We start from the raw sequence: 18922 nt of genomic DNA, 5'->3' as shown, positions 1-18922 counted from the left end.
CGGGAGCGGTGGAAACGCCGCTTCCTTTTTTACGGGACCGATTAGTAGCTAGTAATCTAAATACGCTGATGCTGTTTGTCGGCAGGGCGGAATTGAGGAGCCCGGACGCTGCTATGGGGTGTGGTAGCCGACCGAAAAATCATCACTGGTGGCCAATAGGGCTTCAGACCTATTGGGCAGATGCCGAAGGTGATGTTGCGTGGGTTGGCCCCGACGGGGCGTCCGGTCAGAAAAAATTCTACAACAAAAAAATCGGCTACAAAAAGCACGGCCATACGCTGTTTCGCGGGGGCGAATGGGGTGAAACAAATTTCGAGTGCGAATTCGACATTGATAATGAAGTTCATAGAATCATTGAAAAACTTAACAATCTGAGACCTTCAAAGTCAGCGCCATCAGCAGTTCAAAGCCTTCTAAACTCCATCTCAAAAAGAGATCGGACACTGGCTGAGACGTGCGCAATCCACCATATGGAAGAACACGCCAGCAGGGACCTTCTATTGCTGGTCTACTCGCTTCTTATTCGGAGCCCGTCGAACCGCTGGAAGTGGGAAAATTTTCCTGCTCAATTTGGATTGCCGGTGAGCGAGAGCGTTGGGAAAGCAAATATGCGGCAGAGCTATCTGCTCGCAAAAAGGCTTTGTCAAAAAGGAGGCATAACCAATCGCTTCTTTGTAGTTCTCCATTCCGACCACAAACGCTTCGTATGCGGCGATGGTTACCTCGATTGGCTATCCGGTAGCCTACAGATCAATCGTGTTAGCGGGAGAGCGCTTATACCACTCACACCAAATCTATGCGTTTATGTTTGCACTCCAATATCGATGCGAACCAACCGAAACTGCGCCGCCCTTCGGGCTCCACCATGGATGGTCAACAAGGTGAATGAGATCACGCAGATTTATTCGCGAGACCAGCTGTTCTTTTTAGGGAACAAGCCGCGACTAACTGAACATTTCCTCAAGCGCGAATTCTTAGAACATAGCAATTACCGCGTAGACTTGCTGGATCAATTGGATGAGATAGCCCAGCCCAAATCTCGTTGGATGATCTAACCCCCCTACAAATACCGCATCCACCAAGCCCCACTCGCCCGCTTCACTCCGCCGAACCACCGGCACGCGAACCAGCACGGCACCGCAACGACCAACGCCAGCGACCAAAGGCTCGCGACATTGGGCAGCGTCGCCAGCCCATCCACGCCCGTCGCCAGCGCCGCGATCCGGTTGACCGCGTGCAGCAGATACAGATGCAGGATGTAGAAGAACAACGGCGCCGACCCGAACACCGCCAGCATCGCCATCGACCGCACCGGCAGCTTCTCCAGCGCTGCGAGCAGCAGCGCGCCCACGCCCAATGTCAGCAGCAGGAAGTCCGCCGAGGGCGGATATTTGGTCAGGTTGAGGAAACTCATGACCGTGCGCAGCCCGTCGCTGCCCGTCTGCCACGGCGTCGGATCGCCATAGACATTCACCGCCCGCAGCACGACGAAGCCGAGCAGCGCCAGCACCCCGCTCACCACCAGCGCCCGCAGCCGCCAGCCCTGCTCCACGCCCCGCGCGACCCACGGCCCGATGCCATAGCCGAGCGCGATCACCCCGATCCACGGCAGCAGCGGATAGGAGGTCCGCACATCGCCGCCCCAGGGCAGCGGCAGCAGCGTGCGCTCGTGCAGCACCGCCCACAGCACATGCCCGATACCGCCCGGCGCGACATGCACCCCGTCGAGCAGATTATGCCCAAGCACCAGCACTAGCCCCACCGCGATCAGCGCCCAGCGCGGCAGATGCGCCAGCGCCGCCAGCGCCAGCATCGACAGCCCGATCACCCAGATCACCTGCAGGAAGAACCGGTCCGGCAGCAGCTCGAAGCTCCAGGCGAAGCTCACCACCGTCAGTTCGAGCACGACCAGGAACAGCCCGCGCTTCCACAGAAAGTCCGATGCGGCCCGCGCCCCGCCGCGCGGCGCCGCATAGAGCCACGCCCCCACCCCGGTGAGCAGCACGAAGATCGGCGCGCAGAGGTGCGCCGACAGCCGGGTGAAGAACAGCGCCGGCGTGGTCGCCTCCACGTCCATCGGGTCGCTCACCGGCACGTAGCGGAAGAAGAACTCGCGAGTGTGATCGACCAGCATCAGCAGGATCACCAGCCCGCGCAGCGCATCGATCGACACGATCCGCGCGGGCTTCCCGGCTGCATGAGGAAATGTTTCGGCACCAGGCTTCAGGGTTGACAGCATCGGCTTCCTTTCGCCACATGCGATGTTACATCATCACCTGAAAGGCAAGCCCCTTGTTCCGACATCTTCCGGCGGCCGCGCTGCTTTCGCCGCTGCTCTTCTGCACCTTCCCCGCCTTTGCCGAGCCGGAAAAGGAGGAGCCCGCCGTCGAGGGCCAGGAGATTGTCGTGCTCGGCACCCGCCGCACCGGCGCCGATCCCACCCTCTCCTCGGGCCCGGTGACCGAGCGCATGTCGCAGTCGAGCCGCTCGATCGAGCGCGACCTGCTCGTCGCGGCGGGCACCTATCGCCTGTCCGATGCGCTCGAGCTGGTCAGCGGCGTCAGCAACCAGAATAATCGCGGCGGCATGCTCGATAATTTCGCGATCCGCGGCTTTCTCGGCACGCCCGATGGCGGCGCCGAATATTATGTCGACGGCTTCCTCGCCAATCGCGGCATGGGCCCGCCCCGCGATCCGTCCACGGTCGAGCGGATCGAGCTGCTCAAGGGTCCCGCAGGCGCGCTGTTCGGCGACGTGGATCCGGGCGGCCGCGTCAACATCGTCAGCAAGACTCCCGGCTTCACCCCCTCGGCCAGCGCGGTGCTCAGCTATGGCTCGTTCAACACCCGCCGGGTCGAGCTCGACGCCAACCTGCCGATCTCGCGCACCTTTGCCGGCCGCATCGTCGTCGCGGGCGAGGATAGCGATGGCTGGCGCGATCATGTGACGCTGAGCCGCCGCACCGTCGCGCCCTCGCTCACCTGGCGCCCGAGCGACGCGTTCCGCCTCACCTATGTCGGCGAGATCACCCGCTTCGACGCACCCTTCGATCGCGGCGTCCCCGCGCTGAACGGCGATGCCAACGCCCTGCCGCGCAACCGTTTCTACGGCGAGCCGAATGACGGCGTCACCCGCTTCCGCAACGAGCGCCACCAGCTCACCGCGCTCGCCAATCTCGGCGACAGCTGGAGCCTCAACGCCGGCATCGCCTGGCGCACCGGCTCGCTGAAGGGCTTCTCCTCCGATCAGTCGCGCCTGGTCGGCGGCACCACCCTCTGGCGCCAGCGCCGCTCACGCGATTTCGTGGTGGACGATCTCTCCGCCCGCATCGAGCTGTCGGGCCAGGCCGGCGCGCATCGCCTCAGCTTCGGCGCCAAGGGCTATGTCCTCGACTATGCCGAGCGCTGGATGCGTCGTAACCCGACCGCGGCCGCGCCCTATGCGATCGACATCTTCAACCCCGTCTATGGCGGCACTCCGCCGGTGCTGCTCCCCTTCACCAACAATCACGAGAAGCGCTGGTCCGGCACGCTCTATGCGCAGGATATGTGGGATGTGAGCGACAGGCTCACGCTGACCGGCGGCGTCCGCCTCGACGCCTATCGCCAGCGCATCCACAACAACAACACCGGCGCCACCGGCCGCGCGGTCGACCAGCCGGTCAATTTCCGCGCGGGCGCCCGCTACAAGCTCGACGAGCGTTTCGCGCTGCACGCGAACTGGGGCGAAAGCTTCCTGCTGAATTCCGGCACCGATCGCTTCGGCCAGGGCTTCGCGCCCGAGCGCGGCAAGGGCTATGAGCTCGGTGTCACCGGCGCCTGGGCCGGGATCGACGTTGCGGTCACCTGGTTCGATATCCGCAAGCAGGGCATCCTCACCAACGATCCCACCGATCCGAACTTCCTCGCCCCCGTCGGCAACCTGCGCAGCCGCGGGATCGAGGCGGATGCGTCGATCAGGCTCGCCCCGCACTGGCAGATCGTCGCCAACTATGCCTGGACGCATGCCCGCACCGACGACGCCAGCTTCGCCACCGATCGCGTGCTCGACGTGCCCGAGCATGCCGGCACGCTCTTCGTTCTCGGCCGCTTTCAGGATGCCGAGGGCCGCGGCCTCTCGCTCAGCGCCGGCGCCAGCTACATGGGCGACCGCGCCGGCGCGATCGACGGCAGCGGCCTGGTCCTGCCCGACTATGTGAAGGCCAAGGCGGCAGTCGAATATGCCTTCTCGCCGGCGCTCGGCCTGCGCCTGGAGGCCGACAACCTGTTCGACGCCCGCTACGCGCAAAGCTCGTACAGCCCGGTCTGGATCTTCCCCGGCGCGCCGCGCACCGTCCGCGCCTCGTTGCGGATCGCGCTCTGAACACCCTTGCCCCGGGGTGCGCCAGGCACCCCGGGATATGCAGAGCACCGCGCAAATATCTATGCCCGCACGAATTCCCCCACGGCGTCGGATAATGGTATTTCTGAAATTAATCCGAATACAATCCGAAATGGATTTATAATCATCATCAATGACAAAGCACATCAATTCAACTAAACTTGGAGTCACTTCCAAACAACTTGCGAATCCGGTACGTTTTCCTTGCGACTCGACGTCGCTTTATACGGGAGACGGCTTATGGCAATTCCCAAGATACAGCGCGAAGCGCTGACTCTCGAACGACTCCACCTTCTGCTTGATCCGGGCCGGGTCTATTACCGTCCGGTCGTCTTCGACATTCTCGAAAGAGCCAATGCCGCGGAACTCAAGGCGCTGATCACCGGCGCCAAGGAGCTGAAGGCGGAGTACAAGGATCTCGACGGCATCATCCATGCCGCCGAAGGTGTGCTGCGAAAGGCTACCGCCAAGTGACCGGGGCGCGGACAAGCGAAACCCTGCCTGTCCGCTATTCCGGTCTCGACGACATAATGGGCCGCATCCCGGTCAGCGTGGTCTGGGAGATCACGCTGGCTTGTGATCTCGCCTGCCAGCATTGCGGCTCGCGCGCCGGCCGCCGCCGCCGCGACGAGCTCTCCACCGCCGAGGCGCTCGACCTGGTCGAGCAGATCGCCGAACTCGGCGCGCGCAGCGTCGGGCTGATCGGCGGCGAGGCCTATCTCCGCAAGGACTGGCTCCAGATCATCGCCGCGATCCGCGCCGCCGGCATGGAATGCGACCTGCAGACCGGCGGGCGCAACCTCAGCGAGGATCGCGTCGCCCAGGCCGCCGCCGCCGGGCTCAACGCGGTCGGCATCTCGATCGACGGCATCGGCGCCACCCATGATCGCCTGCGCGGCGTGATCGGCTCGTTCGAGATGGCGCTGGCGGCGATGCGCCATGTCCGCGCGCACGGGCTGGAAGTCGGGGTGAACACCCAGATCAACGCCCTCACCCTCGCCCAGTTGCCCGAGCTGATGGACATCATCATCGAAGCCGGCTGCCGCAACTGGCAGCTGGCCATCACCACCGCGATGGGCAATGCCGCCGATCATCCCGACATGCTGCTCCAGCCCTGGCAGATGCTCGAAGTGATGCCCCTGCTCGCGGATCTCGCCGCCAAGGGGCGCGAGCGCGGCCTCTTCCTCCAGCCCGCCAGCAATATCGGCTATTTCGGCCCGCACGAAAGCGCGCTGCGCAACGTCATGAACGAGGAGATCCACTTCCACGGCTGCAACGCCGGCGACACGGTGATGGGGATCGAGGCCGACGGCACGATCAAGTCCTGCCCCGGCCTGCCCAGCCCCTATGCCGGCGGCAATGTCCGCGAGCGCCGCCTGCGCGACATCTGGGAGAATGCCGAGCCGATGGCGTTCAACCGCCGCCGCACGCTCGACGATCTCTGGGGCTATTGCCGGGGCTGCTATTATGCCGAGACCTGCATGGCCGGCTGCACCTGGACCGCGCACGCGCTGATGGGCCGCGCCGGCAACAACCCGATGTGCCACCACCGCGCGCTCGACTTCCAGTCGCGCGGCCTGCGCGAGCGACTGGTCAAGGTGAAGGACGCCGAGGGCCGCTCCTTCGATCATGGCGAGTTCGAGATCGTGGTCGAGGCCCTTGCCGAAGTTCCGGTCCATGCCTGAACCCGGCCGCATCCCGGTGCCGCTGCGCCTCTGCCGCGGCTGCCAGCATTTCGTCCGCATCGAGAACGCCGCCTGCGACTTCTGCGGCGGCGACCTCGCCGCGCTGGAGGCCGCGCACCAGCTGCGCAGCGCCGAGGTGCAGGACATGATCGCCAGGCTGCAGGCGGCCCTCAGCGGCACCGCGTCCGCGCATTGACCTGCCGCCCGGCCGGCCTATCTTCCCCGCCATGCTGCACGATCTCCCCGTGGGCAGGGCCCTGCGCCGCTTCCGCATCCTCAACGGGATCAAGCAGGGTCATGTCGCCGAGCACCTGGCGGTGACCCAGGCCAGCGTGTCGCGCTGGGAAAGCGGCATGCACGAGCCCGAGCCGGCGATGCGCGAACGCATCCTCGCGATGATCGCCGCCAATGCCGGCAATGACGCCGACGCCGCGCTCAAGCGCCTGATCGAGACCTCGCGCGCGCCCGTCCACCTCGTCTGCGACGCCACCCACCGCCTGCTGGCCGCCTCGCCCGCCCGGACCCAGGGCTGGGGAAGCAGCGCCGATGCGTTCCTCAACCGCTCGCTCTGGTCCTTCGCGAGTCCCGAGATCATCGCCGCCGAGGAAAGCCTTGCCGATCGCGGCTGGTATGATCGCCCGTTCCAGCGGCTCGAGTTCCACACCGGCCATAACGACAGCGCGGTGATCGCGGTGCTGCCCAGCCTGATGCGCTGGGAGACGGTGCCGCTCGCCGACGGCCGGATCGGCCGCATCACCACCACGATCGCTTCCGACCCCGTATAATCTATTCGTGGCCATCGCCGGCGCCCGTCCCTAGCAGGGCGGCATGCGTACCCCCTGGCCCCGAATCCTGATCCTCTGGCTGGTCGGCATCCTCGCCGCCGCGCAGCTCGCCAAGATTTCCGCGATCGCGCCGATCCTGCGCGAGGGCTTCCACCTCTCGCTCCCCCAGATCGCCCTGCTGATCTCGCTGCTCGAAGTCGGTGGCGGGCTGTTCGGCTTCGTCGCCGGCCTCGGCCTCGCCCGCTTCGGCATGCGCGCCTTCCTGCTCGCCGGCGGTGCCACCCTCGCCGCCGCCAGCCTTGTCGAGGCGATCGCCCCCGGCCCCGCCCTCCTGTTCGCCGCCCGCGCGGTGGAAGGCGTCGGCTATCTGCTGATGGTCATCGTCTGCCCCACCGCGATCGCCGCCATCGCCACTGACGAGAGCCGCGGCCGCGCGCTCGCCTTGTGGAGCACTTTCGTCCCCGTCGGCCTCGCGCTCGGCAGCGCGGTTACTGCCTCGCTGGTCACGCTGGCGGGCCCGCGCGGGGTGATGCTCGCCTGGGCGGTGGCGCTTGCCGGCATCACCGTGCTGCTCACCCGCTTCCCCCTCCCCGGCGCCAGCGGCAGGCGGATCACCCTGCCCGCCCCCGCCGCCTGGGTCTCCACCTTTGCCTTCGGCCTCTACACACTGTTCGTCTGCGCGCTGCTGATGCTGCTGCCGAGCTTCCTGGTCGAGCGCAGCGGCGCCCCGATCGAGCAGGTCGGGCTGGTCACCGCGCTCGCCTCGCTCGCCGCGCTGCCGGGCTCCGCCGCCGCGATGTGGCTGATGCGCGGCGGGCAGCTCGGCCGCCGGCGGATGATGCTGGTCTCCACCCTCGCCCTGCTCGCCACCCTGCCTTTGGTCTTCTGGCTCTACCAGGCCGGCGGCGCGAGCCTGACCACGAGCGCCATCCTCGCCATCGCCGCCACGCTGGTCAGCGGCCTCGTCCCGCCGCTGATGTTCGCCCGCCTGCCCGCCCAGTCCGGCGCGACCACGCCCGACGATCCCCGCATCGCCGCCGCCAACGGCCTCATCACCCAGTTCGGCGCCGGCGGCGCGCTGCTCGGGCCGCCGCTGGCCGGCATGGTCGTCGCCGTCTGGGGCTGGCCCGCGCTCGGGATCGCGCTGATCGGGCTGGTGCTGGCGATGCTCGCCTGCCTGCTGCTCGCCGAAAGCCTCTGACCCGGTTTGACAAGCCGCACCCCGGCGGCCATCCTCGCAGCATGACCGCTCGCGCACCCATGCTGCGATACCGCGTCCATGCGGGACAGCTCCTGGCAGGCATCTAGCCCCGGGTTCTCCTCAGGCATGTCCCGGGAGGCCCGGGGCCAAGCAGCGCGCCGTCGTTAGGCGCCCCGGCGGCAAGGCCGCCTTTGCCTGGGAGTTCCAGAACATGAGCAAGACCCGCAAGGCGGCCAGCCGGCCGCCGATCGACATGATCGATTCCGAAGCCGAGCGCCTCGCCGGCCTGGCGCTCAGCGTCGCCCGCCGCTTCCCGGCGGTCAGTGCGCTGCTGCTGCGCGAAACCGAGCGCGCCCGCCTGCACAGCGCCGCCGCCATCTCGCCCGACACGGTGACGATGGGCGCCACGGTGGAGTTCGTCGACGACAGCAACGGCAAGCCCCGCACCGTCACCCTGGTCTATCCGCCGGATGCGGACATCGCCCAGGGCCGGATCTCGATCCTCACCCCTGTCGGTGCCGCCCTGATCGGCCTGCGCACCGGCCAGTCGATCCTCTGGCCCGACCGCTATCTCACGGTGCTGGGGGTGCAACAGGCCTGAAAATCCTGCCCTTCCCCCTGGTGGCAGGGGATAGACGAATATCGGGACACCCAAAGGCCGGCCCATTCACCCATCGGTTCCCCGGCGAAAGCCGGGGCCCAGGGTTTCTCTGCCGTGTCGCTTGTGACCCGGGGCCCCGGCTTTCGCCGGGGAACTGCAATTCCGGCCGCAGGCCGGATTGCCTCAGACCAGCATCTCCCCCGCCGCCGGATGGCCCAGGAACGCGCTCGGGCTCGCCGTTGCGCCATAGGCCCCTGACGCGAACACCGCGATCATGTCCCCCACTTCGGCGCGCGGCAGCGCCACGCGGTCCGCCAGCCGGTCGAGCGGGGTGCAGAGCGGCCCCACCACCGTCACCACTTCCTCCGCCGGGTCCTGCATCCGTTGCGCCACCGCGATCGGGTAGTTGCGCCTTACCACCGTGCCGAAATTGCCGGTCGCGGCGAGATGGTGGTTGAGCCCGCCCTCGACGACCAGGAACGTCTCGCCCTGGCTCTCCTTCCGGTCGACCACACGGGCAAGGTACACGCCCGCCTCGCCGACCAGCCACCGACCGAGCTCGATCGCATATTCGCTGTCGAGCCGACCGACCGCGCCCGCCAGCGCCGCGCCGATCGCGCCGACGTCCACCGGCGTATCGCCTGGGAAATAGGGGATGCCGAAACCGCCGCCGAGATTGACCAGGGGCGGCACCGCGCCGATCTCGTCGGCCAGCCGCGCGGCGAGGTCGATCGTCGCCGCCTGGGTCGCGATGATCGCTTCGGTATCGAGTGACTGCGATCCGGCGAAGATGTGCAGCCCGCGCCACTCGGCGCCCTCTCCGCGCAGCTGCCGCACCAGTTCGGGCACGTGCGCGCTTTCGATTCCAAAGGGGGATGCCCGCCCGCCCATCTTCATGCCCGAGCCGCGCAGCTCGAAATCGGGGTTCACCCGCACCGCCAGTCGCGGCGTCACGCCCAGCGCCTTGCCGATCCCCAGGGCACGCTGCCCCTCGGCGATCGACTCCAGGTTGACCGTCACCCCGGCGCGGATCGCCGCTTCCAGCTCCGCATCGCGCTTGCCCGGCCCGGCGAAGCTGATGTGGTTCGCCGCCATGACGTCGAGCGCCCGCCCCATCTCGCCCGCAGAGGCCACGTCCATCCCGTCGACCAGCGGCGCGATCCGCTCGAGCAGCGCCGGGAACGGGTTGGCCTTGATCGCATAATGCACGCCCACCTTCGCGGGCAGCGCCGCCCGCAACAGCGCGATCCGGGCCTCGATTACCGCGAAGTCATAGACATAGGCAGGAGTGGACACATCCAGCCACGGAAGCTGGCGCAGCTCCGCGAATTCGGGCGGGATCGGGCCGAAAGGTTTGGCTGTGATGGTCATACCCTTCCCCTACACGCCTTCGTCATCCCCGCGAAGGCGGGGATCCATTCTGGCTACCCGAATGAGTCTCATTACACTCAGCGGCAATAGATCCCCGCCTCCGCGGGGATGACGGCTGAAGCGTGTAAGGAATGGAGCGCTACCCCAAACTCGCCCGCAGCGCCGTCCGGTCCAGCTTGCCGTTGGCGTTTCTGGGCAGTTCCATACGCCAATCGAAGCGCGCGGGCTGCATGAAGCTCGGCAGGTCGCGCCGAAGCCGGTTGCGCAGCGCCTCTTCCGCGCTGCCGTCGCCGCGTGCGATCACCACGATCGCCTGGCCCAGCCGTTCGTCCGCCACGCCGAACGCCGCCGCCTCCCCGGTCTCCCCGCCGGAGAGCACGGCTTCCTCGATCTCGGTCGGGCTGATCCGGTTGCCGGCGGACTTGATCATCTCGTCATCGCGCCCGACGAAGCGCAGCAGTCCGTCGGCGCCCAGGCGCACCGTGTCGCCGGACCAAACGGCCATGCCGCCACTTTCGGCGTATGAAGGGGCTGGTCTGAAGCGCTGGGCGGTGCGTTCCGGGTCCTGCCAATAGCCCTGGGCGACCAGCGGGCCGGCATGAACCAGCTCGCCCTGCTCGGCCGGCGCCCCGTCCGGTCCCACCACCAGCACTTCGGCGAACGGGATCGCCTTGCCGATCGCGTCCGGATGGCTGTCCACCAGCGCGGGATCGAGATAGGTCGATCGGAACGCCTCGGTCAGCCCGTACATCGGATAGAGGTCGGCCTGAGGGAAACGCGTCCGCAGGTCGCGGATCATCCTGGGGGTAAGCGCACCACCCGAATTGGTTAGGCGCTTGAGTTTAGACGCAGTCTCAACCGGCCACTCGGCTTCGAGCAACTGCACCCAGAGCGGCGGCACGCCGGCGAGCGTGGTGATGTCGAACCGCTCGACCGCCTTGATGACGTCGCGTGCGGTCAGGTAGTCGAGCGGTACGATGCGGGCGCCCGCCGCCCAGGTCGACAGCAACTGGTTCTGTCCGTAATCGAAACTTAGCGGCAGCACGCCGAGAACCCGGTCGTCGGGCGCGATCTCAAGATAATGCGCTACGCTGATGGCACCCAACCATAAATTGGCGTGGCTCAGCATCACGCCCTTGGGCTTTCCGGTCGATCCCGAGGTGTAGAGGATCGCGGCAAGGGCGTCCGTGTCCACATCCGAGGCTGGAAGCGTCCGGTTCGAGGTGAGCGAAGTGTCTTCGACAACCCGGCACTGGTCGCCAACATCGCCCACTTCGAGTGCCTGGAGGCGTATGGTCTGGCTGACCAGCGCCCGCGCCCCCGAATCGGCCAGGATATGCGCCACCTGGGCGCGCTTGAGCACCGGGTTGACCGGCACGTGCACCAGCCCCGCCCTCACCGCCGCCAGCGGCATCAGGCAGGCGGCCCGCGTCTTGGGCAGCCAGGTCGCCACCCGGTCGCCGGGCTCCAGCCCCAAATCGCGCAGGGCCGCGGCCATCTGCCCGACGGCCGCCTCCAGCTCGGCGTAAGTCATTGTCCCGGCTTTGTCTTCCAGGGCAATTGCATCGGGTTTGCCCCGCGATGGCAGGGTGTCGAGCGGCCGGGGAAGCGAGTCGAGGGCGATCACCTATCCACCCTTATACTTGGCAGCGCCCGCGCCAAGCCTTACGGGGGCGAAAAACCGGTCAGGGGAAGATCATTGCAGCCCGATGGGTCGCTCCAAGTCGAAGACACCGTCCGCGCAGTCCTGCGCGACGTACTGGGCCTAAGTGCCGACAGGGTCGCGGAATTCCGTGCGGACACGCCGTTGTTCGGCGCGCTGCCCGAACTCGACTCGCTCGCGGTGGCGGGCGTGCTCACCGAGCTGGAGGACCGGCTCGGCATCCTGATCGAGGATGACGAGGTCGATGGCGAGATGCTCGAGAGCTTCGGCGCCCTAACCCGCTTCGCCTCGGCCAAGGCGCTCGGATGATCGATCGCTACGACTGGGCCGGGGGACAGGAGGCGATGCTTCGCTTCGGTCCGTCGAGCGGCCCGGTCGTGGTCGCGGCGCTGCCGCTGTTCGAGGAAGCCAACCGTACCCGCACCTTCACGGTCACGCTCCTCCGCCTGCTCGCCGAGCGCGGGGTGGCGGGCGCGCTGCCGGACATGCCGGGCCAGGGCGAGAGCCTGATGGCACTGGAAACGCTTGGTTTTCTGCGGATCCAGGAAGCCTTTGGCGGCGTGGTCGATCATATCCTGGACGAGGGCCGCGCGGCCTATGCGCTCGGCGTCCGCAGCGGCGCGCTGCTCGATGCCCATGCCCTTGCCTCGGGTCGCTGGCACCTGGCGCCGCAGGACGGCAGCGACCTCCTGCGCGAGCTCAAGCGCGTCCATGGCAGCCCTTTGCCCGCGTCCGCCGCCCGGGTCGAGATCGCCGGTAATCTGATCTCCGCCGACCTGCTGGCGGAGCTCGAGGGCAAGCAGCCCTTCGCCGAATCGGTCACGCCGCGCCGCGTGGTACGGCTCGAGAGCGATCCCCGGCCCGCCGACCACAAGGTGCCCGGCGCACCGCTCTGGCGCCGCAGCGAGCCGGACAACGACCCCGCACTCGCCGCGCTGCTTGCCGACGATATCGCCGCCTGGGTGCGCGCATGCGAAGGCTGATCTCCTTCCCCTGCGCCGGCGAAACCCTCGCCGCCACGCTCGACGAGGCCCCGGGCAAAACCGGGCTGCTGATCGTCTCGGGCGGCAACGAAATCCGGATCGGCGCGCATCGCGGCATGGCGCTGCTCGCTGCCCGTGTCGCCCAGGCAGGCCATCCGGTGCTCCGCTTCGATCGCCGCGGCATCGGCGATTCGACCGGCGAGAATGGCGGCTATGAAAGCAGCGCGGAGGACATCGCCACCGCCGCCCACGCCCTGCGCACGGCAGGCGCCGAGCGCATCCTGGCGTTCGGCAATTGCGACGCCGCCACCGCCCTCGCCTTCTTCCATGCGGGTGCAGGCATCGACGCGCTGCTGCTCGCCAATCCCTGGGCGATCGAGCCGACCGACGCGCTGCCGCCCGCCGCCGCAATCCGCTCGCACTATGCCGCCAAGCTGCGCGATCCGAGGGAATGGCTGCGCCTGCTGCGCGGTGGTGTGAACATTGCCAAGCTGCTCAAGGGCTTGCGCAAGGCCTCGCAGAAGCCATCCGAAGCGCCGGCCGGGCTGACCGCGCGCCTCGCCGCGACGCTGGGCACGGCCCAGGTGCCGGTGACGATCCTGCTCGCAAAGGGCGACAACACCGCCATCGCCTTTGCCGACGCCTTCAAGGGCGCCGCTTACGAGGCCGCCCGCGCGCGGACAAAGGTGGAGACGCTCGACAGCGACAGCCACAGTTTCGCCAGCGCCGCCGACAAGGCCTGGCTGCTCCAGCGCGTGCTGGAGCGCCTCGCCTAACTTACTCCGCCGCGTGCTGGACGACGGTCTCGAAGTCCGCCTCGGCCAGGAAGCGCTCGGCGTCGAGCGCAGCCATGCAACCCGTGCCGGCAGCGGTGACCGCCTGGCGGTAATGCTTGTCCATCACGTCGCCGCAGGCGAACACGCCGGGCACGCTGGTCTTGGTCGTGCCGGTCTCGACCTTGATGTACCCGTCGTCGTCGAGCTCGATATGACCACGGAACAGCTCGGTCGCCGGGTGGTGGCCGATCGCGACGAAGCCGCCATCGACGTCGATCGTCGACAGCTCGCCGGTCTCCATGTCCTTCAGCTCGATCGCGACCAGTCCCTCGGGCTCGCCGCCGCCGATGAAGCGCTCGACCTTCTTGTTCCAAAGCACGTTGATCCGCTCATTGGCGAACAGGCGCTGCTGCAGGATCTTCTCGGCGCGGAACGAATCGCGGCGGTGGATCACGGTCACGTCATGGCTGTGGTTGGTGAGGTAAAGCGCCTCTTCCACCGCGGTGTTGCCGCCGCCGATCACCGCGACCTTCTTGCCGCGGAAGAAGAAGCCGTCGCAGGTCGCGCAGGCGCTCACGCCCTTGCCCTGGAGCAGCCGCTCCGAATCGAGGCCCAGCCACTTTGCCTGGGCGCCGGTGGCGATCACGAGGACGTCGCCCAGATAGATGGTGCCGCTGTCGCCGACCATGCGGAACGGGCGCTGCGTCACATCGACCTCGACGATCGTGTCCCACATCATCTGCGCGCCGACATGCTCGGCCTGGGCCTGCATCTCCTGCATCAGCCACGGGCCCTGGATCACGTCGCGGAATCCGGGATAATTCTCGACATCGGTGGTGGTCATCAGCTGGCCGCCGGGCTGGATGCCCTGGACCACGATCGGCGCCATGCCCGCACGCGCGCCATAGATGGCGGCGGTGAGGCCGGCGGGGCCGGAACCGAGGATCAGCATGCGAGTCGAATGGGTGGCGGTCATCATGGCTTCCGAAATGGCTGAGCCCCGCATCTAGGGGCTGGGAAAGGCTTGAGGCAACATGGGTGGTGTCACACGGCCAGCAATGGCTGTGGACAACAGCTTTTGCTCGGGTAGCCCAAGCGTTGCTAGCCCGCCACCTCTATCGATCCGATCGCGATGGTCTCGCCCACGGCGGCTCCGGCAACCTCCACCCGACGAAAAACGACGCCGAGATCGGCCAGGTCCAGCCCCTGCGCCTCACGACGGATCACCTCGCCCACCGGCAGCTCGATCCGCGCCATGCCGTCCTCGCTGTGATGCCGCGCCGCCGAGATCTGGAAAGGCCCGATCGAGCCGAGCAGGCATTCGGGCAACGTGCGTCCCTCTCCGTCGAGATCGAGGTACAGGTCGTAATAATAGCCGCCGAGCTGCCCGGCGCCACTGAGCGAGACCTGGTCGAGCACGATCGTCACTTCGTCAGGGACATAGGCAGCGTCGCGCGTCCGGCGCAGCGGTTCGCGCTGGTAGAGGGCACTACCCAGCCAGATGCCGCGATAGGGCACCGGCGCAGGCGCGGCGGCGGCCGGCGGGGGCGCCATCGCCATGGGCGCAGCGTCGGCGGGAGGCGGCGGCACGGCGACCGGCGGCGGGGCCTCCACCGGCACCGCGGTTGGCGCCCCTCGCGCCGGCACCGGCGGACGCGGCACCCGCACCTCGCCCGATCGGATCGCCCCGCCGGCCGCGCCTTCGCGCACCGGCAGCCTGAGATCGGGATAGCGATAGCCGAGCCCGGCTCCGTCGATCGCCACCGCCCGGTCGAGCCCCATCCCATCGGCATAGTCGAAGCGGCCACCCCAATAGGCATCGCCCGCAGCGGGCATGGTCCGCCCCTCCCCGGCCGCCGACCAGCCGCTCCACAGCCGGTCGACATTGGCGTGGTGCACCCAGAAGATCATGTCCGAAGGCGAGAGCATGCTCGCCATCCGCCCGCCGACCAGGTTGTGGACCTTGTTGTGGAACGCCTCGACCTGCGCCTCGAAGCAATCGGCACCGGCGGTACGCTGGAAGCCGATCAGTTCGGGCGCGAAGGCCGCAAAGCCCAGCGCCTGCCCCACTTCGCCGCCGATACGCGGCTCGAACAACGGGTTGGTCGCCGAATTGCCGCTGGTGAACTCCGCGGGCAGGCGCGGGTCGCTGAAATAGTCCCAATAGGGCACCCGCAAGGTCTGCGAGCCGGAGACCTCGCGCAGCGTCGCCTCGAACAGGTGGAGATAGCCACGATGCCAGGCGAGGAAATAGGGCTTGCCGTGCGGGCAGTGGTGCATGTGGACCAGCGGCCAGAAGCTCCAGCTCGCCGGATCGCTCTCGTCGCGATTGGCCTTCATCCGCCGCACGGCCTCCACCAGCCGCGGATAGTCGGGACCACGGCGGAATGCCGCCCAGGGCAGGCGCGGCTGCGTGGGTGCGTCCAGGGCAAAGGCAGGCGCGGCGATGCCCGCCGCAAGCAGCCCGATGATCTCCCGCCGGCTCAGCATCCCCCGATCCCCCGATTCGCAGAGCCGCCATCATGCCCGCCGGCGCGCCAAAGGCGAGTCGGCGCAAGCCTCCCCGAAAGGGTGAGCCCACCGGCGCCCGTGCGGGGGTCGCGAAACCTGCGCGAATCAGCAAGAACATGGTGCCCGGACATCCCCCCGGCCGGGCTCACCCGCAGCGCCCTGCCCCTCCGCGCTGCGACGGGCGGGTGCGCCGGGTCCTCAGCACGACGCGCCCGCCCACGCGGCGCATCGCGACGGCGGACGCAGACAGCTCCACCTGGCGGGAATTCAACGGTGATCCGGGGTAATGATGGTAGCGGAGGAGGGACTTGAACCCCCGACACGCGGATTATGATTCCGCTGCTCTAACCAACTGAGCTACTCCGCCCCAAACAGGGTGTCGCCGAAGCGAGGGGGCCCAATAGGTCCGGCTTCGCCCGAGGTCAAGCGAACATATGCCGGGAATGTGCTTCCCAGGGCCCGCCACGATAATGCCAGCTCGCCAGGCCGGAGATTTCCACCTCGCGCGGCACGAAATCCCGCGCCAATGCGGCCATCACGGCCTTGGCCAGCACCGGCCGGACCTTGTTCTGGATCGTCACATGCGGGCGCCAGCGCCCGGCATCCTGCGGGGTCAGCAGCCCGGCAAAGGCATCGACCAGCCCCTCGCGAATCGCCACCAGCTCCGGCGCCTCGATCCGATAGGCCACGCCCCCGCCCAGCGACATCAACCCGGTCACGCGCGCCCGCGGCGCGCGAACCCCGCGCGTCTCGACCGACAGCCGGTGCTTGAGCTCGTCCGCCACCGAGGGCGGCAGCTGGTGGAACAGCGTCAGGTGCGCGTCGAGCACGTTCCGCTCGGGCGGATAATGCTCGCGGCGCAAGGCGTTGAACCAAGCCTGGTCCTGCCGCCCGAACAGCGCCGTGACGATCAGCGGCGCCGCGCGTTCGGTCAAATCTCGACCTGGCTGCCCAGTTCGACCACGCGATTGGTCGGCAGGCGGAAGAACTCCATCGCGCTTTCGGCGTTGCGCAGCATCCAGGCGAACAGCTTCTCGCGCCAGATCATCATCCCCGGCCGGGCCGAGGGCAACAGCGTCTGGCGGGCGAGGAAGAAGCTGGTCTCCATCATCTTGAACTCGGCGCCACAGGCGTTGACCGACTTGAGCGCCGCCGGAACATCCGCCTCCTGCATGAAGCCATAGGCCAGGATCATGCGGTGGAAGCCCTGCCCCAGGTCCTCGAGCATCATGCGATTCTCGTCGGGGACATAGGGCACGTCCTTGATCTTCACCGTCAGCAGGATGACGCGGTCGTGCAGCACCTTGTTGTGCTTGAGGTTGTGCAGCAGCGCGTGCGGCACGCCCTCGGGCGTCGAGGTCATGAACACCGCGGTGCCCGGCACGCGGGTGGCGGTGGTTGCGGCTGACGTGATGAAGATCTTGATCGGCATCGCGCTCTCGCGCAGCCGGCTGATCATCAGCTGGCGGCCCTTCGACCAGGTGGTCAGCAGGGTGAACACCACGAAGCCGATGAACAGCGGGAACCAGCCGCCATCGGGAACCTTGGTCAGGTTCGCCGCGAAATAGGCCAGGTCGACGGTGAAGAACACCGCGAGCAGCGGGATCGCATAGCGCTTCTTCCACTTCCACAGGCCGAACAGCACCACCGCCAGCAGGCAGTTGTCGATCAGCATCGCGCCGGTAACCGCGATGCCATAGGCCGCCGTGAGGTTCGACGAGGTCTGGAAGGTCAGGACGAGCAGGATCACCATGATCATCAGCGCCCAGTTGATGAGCGGGATGTAGATCTGCCCGGCGGTCGAGGCGCTGGTATGCTCGATGCGCAGGCGCGGCACGAAGCCGAGCTGGATTGCCTGCTGGGTCACCGAGAAGGCACCCGAGATCACCGCCTGCGAGGCGATGACGGCAGCCATCGTCGCCAGGATGACGAGCGGGAATTGCAGCACTTCCGGTGCCAGCTCATAGAACGGGCTGTGCAGCGCCGATGGGTCGCGCATCAGCAGCGCGCCCTGCCCCATGTAATTGAGGATCAGCGCCGGCAGCACGAACCACAGCCAGGAGATGCGGATCGGCTTGCGCCCGAAATGGCCCATGTCCGCATAGAGCGCCTCGGCACCGGTAACCGCCAGCACGACCGAGCCGAGCGCGAGAAAGGCGCGGAACGGATCGGCGGCGAAGAACATCATCGCGTGATGCGGCAGCAGCGCGTTGAGGATCGTCGGCGTCTGCACCAGGCTCAGCGTGCCCAGCGTCGCGATCGTCAGGAAATAGAACAGCATGATCGGGCCGAAAAAGGCGCCGACCCGCGACGTGCCCGTCCGCTGGATCGAGAAGAGCAGCACCAGGATGACCACCGCGATCGGCAGCACAAGCTTGGCGAAGGCGGGCGCGGCGACCGACAGGCCCTCGACGGCGGAGAGCACCGACACCGCCGGCGTGATCATCGAGTCGCCATAGAAGAGCGCGGTGGCGAACACGCCGAGCAGCACGATGCCCTGGGTCCAGCGCTTGGCATTGCCGCTGCTGCGCGAGATCAGCGCGAGCAGCGCCAGGCTGCCGCCCTCACCCTTGTTGTCCGCCCGCATGATGATCGTGACGTATTTCAGCGTCACCACGACCATCATCGACCAGAACATTAGGCTGATGACGCCCATGATGTGCAGCGTGTCGAGGTCGAGCTTGTGGTGCCCCGCGAAGGTCTCGCGGAAGGCGTAGAGCGGGCTGGTGCCGATATCGCCGAAGACGATACCGATCGCGCCGATCGCCAGCTTCCACGTGCCGTCGAGGCTGTGGCCATGCGCAGCATGCGCGTCGAAATGAGCCGGAGCCGACTCGTCGGCTCCTTCTTTCGGGATGTTCACGGGCGCGGGTGTCGCGTCGGAAAGGAAACGGACCTGGTCATGCGACCTGCGTTCTCGATCTTCTAATTGCGGGCGGGCCGTTAGCACGCGCAGCAAAGGCAAT

18 protein-coding genes and 1 tRNA gene are annotated in these 18922 nt (G+C 67.3%); 11 read left to right on the top strand and 8 right to left on the bottom strand.

The window, feature by feature from the left end; all coding sequences use genetic code 11:
* The first annotated feature begins 68 nt into the window (after positions 1–68).
* Positions 69–1055 carry a hypothetical protein gene (locus tag O3305_RS01520; protein WP_269574857.1) on the top strand — a complete coding sequence of 329 codons (987 nt, stop codon included), beginning with the start codon at positions 69–71 and terminating at the stop codon, positions 1053–1055.
* A gap of 5 nt (positions 1056–1060) precedes the next feature.
* On the opposite strand, the gene O3305_RS01515 is transcribed toward O3305_RS01520, so the two are convergent.
* Entirely contained in the window at positions 1061–2173 is a 1113-nt protein-coding gene (locus O3305_RS01515) for an acetyltransferase domain-containing protein (RefSeq protein WP_269574856.1), read from the bottom strand.
* A 119-nt stretch (positions 2174–2292) separates the two neighbouring features.
* Here O3305_RS01515 and O3305_RS01510 point away from each other — a divergent pair, with 119 nt between their 5' ends.
* The 7 genes from O3305_RS01510 to rnk all read left to right on the top strand — a co-directional run bounded on the left by O3305_RS01510 (position 2293) and on the right by rnk (position 8652).
* The gene (locus O3305_RS01510) at positions 2293–4362 is read left to right on the top strand and encodes a TonB-dependent siderophore receptor (protein WP_269574855.1); all 2070 of its coding nucleotides are present in this window, start codon (positions 2293–2295) and stop codon (positions 4360–4362) included.
* 258 nt (positions 4363–4620) lie between these two features.
* Entirely contained in the window at positions 4621–4854 is a 234-nt protein-coding gene (locus tag O3305_RS01505) for a hypothetical protein (RefSeq protein WP_184167549.1), read from the top strand.
* Positions 4851–6065, top strand: coding sequence for a radical SAM/SPASM domain-containing protein (locus O3305_RS01500; protein ID WP_269574854.1), 1215 nt, complete (start codon positions 4851–4853; stop codon positions 6063–6065). The genes O3305_RS01505 and O3305_RS01500 overlap by 4 nt, the downstream gene beginning before the upstream one ends.
* On the top strand, positions 6058–6261 hold the full coding sequence (locus tag O3305_RS01495; RefSeq protein WP_269574853.1) for a hypothetical protein: 204 nt from the start codon (positions 6058–6060) through the stop codon (positions 6259–6261). Before O3305_RS01500 ends, O3305_RS01495 begins: the two co-directional genes overlap by 8 nt.
* 31 nt (positions 6262–6292) lie before the next feature.
* Positions 6293–6850, top strand: a complete 558-nt coding sequence (locus O3305_RS01490; protein ID WP_269574852.1) for a helix-turn-helix domain-containing protein — start codon at positions 6293–6295, stop codon at positions 6848–6850.
* Positions 6851–6893: 43 nt separating this feature from the next.
* The gene (locus tag O3305_RS01485) at positions 6894–8051 is read left to right on the top strand and encodes an MFS transporter (protein ID WP_269574851.1); all 1158 of its coding nucleotides are present in this window, start codon (positions 6894–6896) and stop codon (positions 8049–8051) included.
* Between the two features lie 211 nt (positions 8052–8262).
* On the top strand, positions 8263–8652 hold the full coding sequence (rnk, locus tag O3305_RS01480) for a nucleoside diphosphate kinase regulator (RefSeq protein WP_269574850.1): 390 nt from the start codon (positions 8263–8265) through the stop codon (positions 8650–8652).
* A gap of 183 nt (positions 8653–8835) precedes the next feature.
* Here the strand turns inward: rnk and O3305_RS01475 are convergent, their stop codons facing one another.
* Both O3305_RS01475 and O3305_RS01470 read right to left on the bottom strand, forming a co-directional pair.
* Positions 8836–10023 (bottom strand): pyridoxal-dependent decarboxylase, exosortase A system-associated, encoded by a 1188-nt coding sequence (locus O3305_RS01475; RefSeq protein WP_502958182.1) that lies wholly within the window; start codon positions 10021–10023, stop codon positions 8836–8838.
* 139 nt (positions 10024–10162) lie between these two features.
* Entirely contained in the window at positions 10163–11650 is a 1488-nt protein-coding gene (locus O3305_RS01470) for an acyl-CoA ligase (AMP-forming), exosortase A system-associated (protein ID WP_269574849.1), read from the bottom strand.
* 72 nt (positions 11651–11722) lie between these two features.
* Here O3305_RS01470 and O3305_RS01465 point away from each other — a divergent pair, with 72 nt between their 5' ends.
* From O3305_RS01465 to O3305_RS01455, 3 genes are read left to right on the top strand one after another with little or no spacing between them, the layout of a single operon-like run.
* Positions 11723–11995 carry an acyl carrier protein gene (locus O3305_RS01465; RefSeq protein ID WP_269574848.1) on the top strand — a complete coding sequence of 91 codons (273 nt, stop codon included), beginning with the start codon at positions 11723–11725 and terminating at the stop codon, positions 11993–11995.
* Positions 11992–12669, top strand: coding sequence for a hypothetical protein (locus tag O3305_RS01460; RefSeq protein ID WP_269574847.1), 678 nt, complete (start codon positions 11992–11994; stop codon positions 12667–12669). Before O3305_RS01465 ends, O3305_RS01460 begins: the two co-directional genes overlap by 4 nt.
* Positions 12657–13445, top strand: a complete 789-nt coding sequence (locus O3305_RS01455) for a hydrolase 1, exosortase A system-associated (protein WP_269574846.1) — start codon at positions 12657–12659, stop codon at positions 13443–13445. The genes O3305_RS01460 and O3305_RS01455 overlap by 13 nt, the downstream gene beginning before the upstream one ends.
* Position 13446: 1 nt before the next feature.
* Here O3305_RS01455 and trxB read toward each other — a convergent pair whose 3' ends face one another.
* The 5 genes from trxB to O3305_RS01430 all read right to left on the bottom strand — a co-directional run bounded on the left by trxB (position 13447) and on the right by O3305_RS01430 (position 18813).
* Positions 13447–14421, bottom strand: a complete 975-nt coding sequence (gene trxB, locus O3305_RS01450; RefSeq protein WP_269576597.1) for a thioredoxin-disulfide reductase — start codon at positions 14419–14421, stop codon at positions 13447–13449.
* Positions 14422–14546: 125 nt separating this feature from the next.
* Positions 14547–15935, bottom strand: a complete 1389-nt coding sequence (locus O3305_RS01445; protein ID WP_269574845.1) for a tyrosinase family protein — start codon at positions 15933–15935, stop codon at positions 14547–14549.
* A 311-nt stretch (positions 15936–16246) separates the two neighbouring features.
* Positions 16247–16323 (bottom strand) — tRNA-Met (locus O3305_RS01440).
* 55 nt (positions 16324–16378) lie between these two features.
* The gene (locus O3305_RS01435) at positions 16379–16891 is read right to left on the bottom strand and encodes a 2'-5' RNA ligase family protein (RefSeq protein ID WP_269574844.1); all 513 of its coding nucleotides are present in this window, start codon (positions 16889–16891) and stop codon (positions 16379–16381) included.
* The gene (locus O3305_RS01430; protein WP_269576596.1) at positions 16888–18813 is read right to left on the bottom strand and encodes a potassium transporter Kup; all 1926 of its coding nucleotides are present in this window, start codon (positions 18811–18813) and stop codon (positions 16888–16890) included. Before O3305_RS01430 ends, O3305_RS01435 begins: the two co-directional genes overlap by 4 nt.
* Positions 18814–18922 lie beyond the last annotated feature (109 nt).

Source organism: Sphingomonas sp. NIBR02145, from assembly GCF_027359115.1.
GTDB lineage: Bacteria > Pseudomonadota > Alphaproteobacteria > Sphingomonadales > Sphingomonadaceae > Sphingomonas > Sphingomonas kyeonggiensis_A.
The sequence above is the reverse complement of the archived record's forward strand: the minus strand, read 5'-3'. Positions and strand labels throughout refer to the sequence as shown.

Excerpts from the sequence above, each read along its gene's own strand:
- O3305_RS01475 (WP_502958182.1), bottom strand. The coding sequence starts at position 10,023 with ATGACCATCACAGCCAAACCTTTCGGCCCGATCCCGCCCGAATTCGCG.
- O3305_RS01445 (WP_269574845.1), bottom strand. The coding sequence starts at position 15,935 with ATGCTGAGCCGGCGGGAGATCATCGGGCTGCTTGCGGCGGGCATCGCC.
- O3305_RS01460 (WP_269574847.1), top strand. The coding sequence starts at position 11,992 with ATGATCGATCGCTACGACTGGGCCGGGGGACAGGAGGCGATGCTTCGC.
- O3305_RS01490 (WP_269574852.1), top strand. The coding sequence starts at position 6,293 with ATGCTGCACGATCTCCCCGTGGGCAGGGCCCTGCGCCGCTTCCGCATC.
- O3305_RS01485 (WP_269574851.1), top strand. The coding sequence starts at position 6,894 with ATGCGTACCCCCTGGCCCCGAATCCTGATCCTCTGGCTGGTCGGCATC.
- O3305_RS01455 (WP_269574846.1), top strand. The coding sequence starts at position 12,657 with ATGCGAAGGCTGATCTCCTTCCCCTGCGCCGGCGAAACCCTCGCCGCC.
- trxB (WP_269576597.1), bottom strand. The coding sequence starts at position 14,421 with ATGACCGCCACCCATTCGACTCGCATGCTGATCCTCGGTTCCGGCCCC.
- O3305_RS01495 (WP_269574853.1), top strand. The coding sequence starts at position 6,058 with ATGCCTGAACCCGGCCGCATCCCGGTGCCGCTGCGCCTCTGCCGCGGC.
- O3305_RS01520 (WP_269574857.1), top strand. The coding sequence starts at position 69 with ATGCTGTTTGTCGGCAGGGCGGAATTGAGGAGCCCGGACGCTGCTATG.
- rnk (WP_269574850.1), top strand. The coding sequence starts at position 8,263 with ATGAGCAAGACCCGCAAGGCGGCCAGCCGGCCGCCGATCGACATGATC.
- O3305_RS01505 (WP_184167549.1), top strand. The coding sequence starts at position 4,621 with ATGGCAATTCCCAAGATACAGCGCGAAGCGCTGACTCTCGAACGACTC.